Source organism: Mesorhizobium sp. M1E.F.Ca.ET.041.01.1.1, assembly GCF_003997355.1.
Classification (GTDB): Bacteria; Pseudomonadota; Alphaproteobacteria; order Rhizobiales; family Rhizobiaceae; genus Mesorhizobium.
This window is the reverse complement of sequence record NZ_RZSL01000613.1, coordinates 1-3,437: the sequence shown is the minus strand read 5'-3', so window position 1 is coordinate 3,437 and position 3,437 is coordinate 1. Positions and strand designations below refer to the sequence as shown.

Genomic DNA, 3,437 nt, shown 5'->3' with positions numbered 1-3,437 from the left:
GGATACGCATGCATTATGTTTACCCCTACCCGCATGTCGCCGACGTCATCCCGCTGATGGCGGACGGAAAGATCCTTCCCTATCTCGACATCCCCTTCCAGCATGCCTCGCCGCAGGTGCTGAAGAACATGCGCCGTCCCGCGCATGGCGAGAAGACGCTGGAGCGCATCCGCGGCTGGCGCGAGGTCTGTCCGGATCTCGCCATCCGCTCCACCTTCATCGTCGGCTTCCCGGGCGAGACGGAAGACGATTTCCAGATGCTGCTCGACTGGCTCGACGAAGCAAAAATCGATCGCGCCGGCTGCTTCAAATACGAGCCGGTCAAGGGCGCGCGCTCCAACGACCTCGGCCTCGAGCAGGTGCCGCAGGAGATCAAGGAGGCACGCTGGCACCGCTTCATGCAGCGCCAGCAGAAGATCTCGGCGACGCAGCTCGCCAAGAAGGTCGGCAAGCGCCTGCCGGTGCTGATCGACGAGGCGCACGGCACCTCGGCGAAGGGCCGCACCAAATATGACGCGCCCGAGATCGATGGCTCCGTGCACATCCAGTCGCGCCGGCCGCTGCGCGCCGGCGACATCGTCACGGTCAAGATCGACCGCGTCGACGCCTACGATCTCTACGGCTCGGCGGTATAACACCCGCGCGAAAGCAGACACCTCAATGAAAAGGGCGCCTCGCGGCGCCCTTCGACTGTTCGCAGTCCTCGGCTCTGGCAGCATCTCGTCAGAGCTTCACCGCCTCGATTGCGGCCAGGGAACGGTCGATCACCCGATCGAGGGTCTCATCGAGGCGTGTGCCTGTTGCGACCGCCGACAGCCGTGTGGCAAATCCCAAATGGTAGTCCACGAACCAATCGGGGCGCGGCTCCGGCTCCGGAAACGGTCCCCACCAAGGGGGAAGCTTCGGTATCTTCGGCCGTGTGGGGCACCAGTCATCGAGGTCGCTCAACAACGCTTTCATATCGAGCCCGCCTCGCTCGGCCACCCACGCATGGCGGACAAATTCGTCAGCGACCGCTGCGCCCAGTTCATGCGGCGGCAGCGGCTGCGGATTGAGTGCGACCCGCACAAGCCCACCCTGTGGTCCGCGCGGGATCACATCGTAGATGGCGGGAAAGCGTTTCCCGATGATCGCCAGGAGCTTTTTATTCAGTTGCATACAACCCCCTTCTGCAGACGCTCGTCACGTCAGCTGATTTCGTCTCAGTTGCACGACAAGAATGGAAGCAGAGGTCGTCGGTGTATGTGAAAGCGATTACGGATCTGAAAAGATATTGTATCTGTTTCGTAAAAGAACCCGAGTTTAGAAAAATGAGAAGCGAAATTATCTTAAATACCTGGCACGCAGGGCCGCTTAACGATCTTTAGCCGACTGGCAAAAGCCAGGTACAACTCCTACCCGAGGCGGAAAAGTCTTGCCAATTGACCTTTTAAACGAATGAGGGCGCCGCAAGGCGCCCTCCCCGGTTCAAACGTTCGTCGACGCCTACTGCGGCAGCTTGTCGTCGACGCCCTTGACGTAGAAATTCATGCCGAGCAGCGTGCCGTCGTCGGCCACCTCGCCGTCCTTCAACCACGGCGATCCGTCCTGCTTTGACACCGGGCCCGTGAAGGGGTTCCAGCCGCCGGCGATCTTCTTCTCGGTCGCCTCGGCCATCGCCTTCACGTCGTCGGGCATATTGGTGAAGGGTGCGAGCTTGACGGCGCCGTCCTTGATGCCGAGCCAGACATTGTCCGGCTTCCAGGTGCCATCGAGAGCCGCCTGAACGCGGCTGATGTAGTACGGACCCCACTCGTCGGTCAGCGAGGTCAAGGCCGCATTCGGCGCAAACTTGATCATATCGGAGGACTGGCCGAAGCCGTGCAGCTTGCGCTCCTCGGCGACCTGCAGCGCGGCGGTCGAGTCCGTGTGCTGGACGATGATGTCGGCGCCCTGGTCGAACAGCGCCTTGGCGGCGTCGGCTTCCTTGCCCGGATCGAACCAGGAGTTCACCCACACGATCTTGACCTTGAAGTCGGGATTGACCGACTGCGCGCCGAGCATGAAGGAGTTGATGCCCATCACCACCTCGGGGATCGGGAAGGAGACGATGTAGCCGGCCAGCCCCTTCTTCGATTCCTTGGCCGCGATCTGGCCGAGCACGTAGCGGCCTTCATAGAAGCGTGCATTGTAGATGCCGAGATTCTTGCCGGTCTTGTAGCCGGTGGCATGCTCGAACATCACCTTGGGGAACTTCTTGGCGACCTTCACCTCGGCGTCCATGAAGCCGAAGGACGTGCCGAAGATGATCTTGCACTTCTCGCGCGCCAGGCGCTCGAAGGCGCGATCGGCGTCGGGGCCTTCCGAGACGTTCTCGAGATAGGCGGTTTCGACCTTGTCGCCGAGCGCCTTCTCCACTTCCAGACGGCCCTGGTCATGCTGGTAGGAATAGCCGAAGTCGCCGATCGGACCCGTGTAGACCCAGCAGGCCTTCAGTTTGTCGGCCGCCTCGGCGGTTGCCGCCAGCGACAGCGCCGCGGTCGTGGTCATAAGCGCAATAAGCAGTTTTTTCATCGTGTTACCTCTCTGAATTGAGCCTTGGAGCTTCCCGTCTTTTTGTTGTTGTCAACGATCCGGAACAAATGGCTGCCCCAACGAAGCCGGCGTGTTCATCATCGTCAGCCGCTTGTTGCGCGAGATTAGAACGAGAACCACGATGGTTGCCAGATAGGGCAGCGAAGAAAGAAACTGCGAAGGCACCGGAATGCCAAAAGCCTGTGCATGAAGCTGGCCGATCCACACCGCGCCGAAGATGTAGGCGCCCGCCAGCACCCGCCACGGCCGCCAGGACGCGAACACCACCAGCGCCAGCGCGATCCAGCCGCGGCCGGCGCTCATGTTCTCGACCCATTGCGGCGTGTAGACCAGCGACAGGTGCCCGCCGGCAAGACCGGCGCAGGCACCGCCGAAGATCACGGCGAGATAGCGGTAACGGATGACCTTGATGCCGAGCGCATGCGCCGAAGAGTGGCTGTCGCCGATCGAGCGCAGCGTGAGGCCGGTGCGGGTCCTGAACAGGAACCACATCACGGCGGCGGTGAGCGCGATCGAGATGTAGAACAGCGGGTCCTGGCCGAAGATCAGCTTGCCCACGACCGGGATCGAGCTGAGGCCGGGAATATCGAGGTTCGGCAGCCTGACGCCAGGCTGGCCGACGAAGCTGGTGCCGATCATGCCGGAGAGGCCGAGGCCGAGCAGCGTGAGCGACAGGCCGGTCGCCACCTGGTTGGTGGCCAAGGATAGCGTCATCACGGCGAAGAGCAGCGAAAACAGCGCGCCGACGATGATCGCGGCAAGTAGGCCGATCCAGGGCGACCCGGTGAGATAGCCGGCGCCGAAGCCGCCGACGGCGCCCATGATCATCATGCCTTCGACGCCGAGGTTGAGCACGCCTGAGC

The 3,437-nt window shown here is 62.2% G+C and carries 4 protein-coding genes; 1 reads left to right on the top strand and 3 read right to left on the bottom strand.

What is annotated here, in order from left to right:
* Positions 1–635 (top strand): radical SAM protein (locus EOA38_RS31275; protein WP_127301036.1); only part of this gene is annotated, 635 nt, incomplete at its 5' end.
* 88 nt (positions 636–723) lie between these two features.
* Here the strand turns inward: EOA38_RS31275 and EOA38_RS31270 are convergent.
* The 3 genes from EOA38_RS31270 to EOA38_RS31260 form a co-directional block, all read right to left on the bottom strand.
* Positions 724–1,158: a hypothetical protein gene (locus EOA38_RS31270; protein WP_127301035.1), complete on the bottom strand. Its 435-nt coding sequence runs from the start codon at positions 1,156–1,158 to the stop codon at positions 724–726.
* 327 nt (positions 1,159–1,485) lie between these two features.
* Entirely contained in the window at positions 1,486–2,553 is a 1,068-nt protein-coding gene (locus EOA38_RS31265; RefSeq protein WP_126093963.1) for a BMP family ABC transporter substrate-binding protein, read from the bottom strand.
* Positions 2,554–2,604: 51 nt separating this feature from the next.
* Positions 2,605–3,437 (bottom strand): ABC transporter permease (locus EOA38_RS31260; protein ID WP_145966146.1); only part of this gene is annotated, 833 nt, incomplete at its 5' end.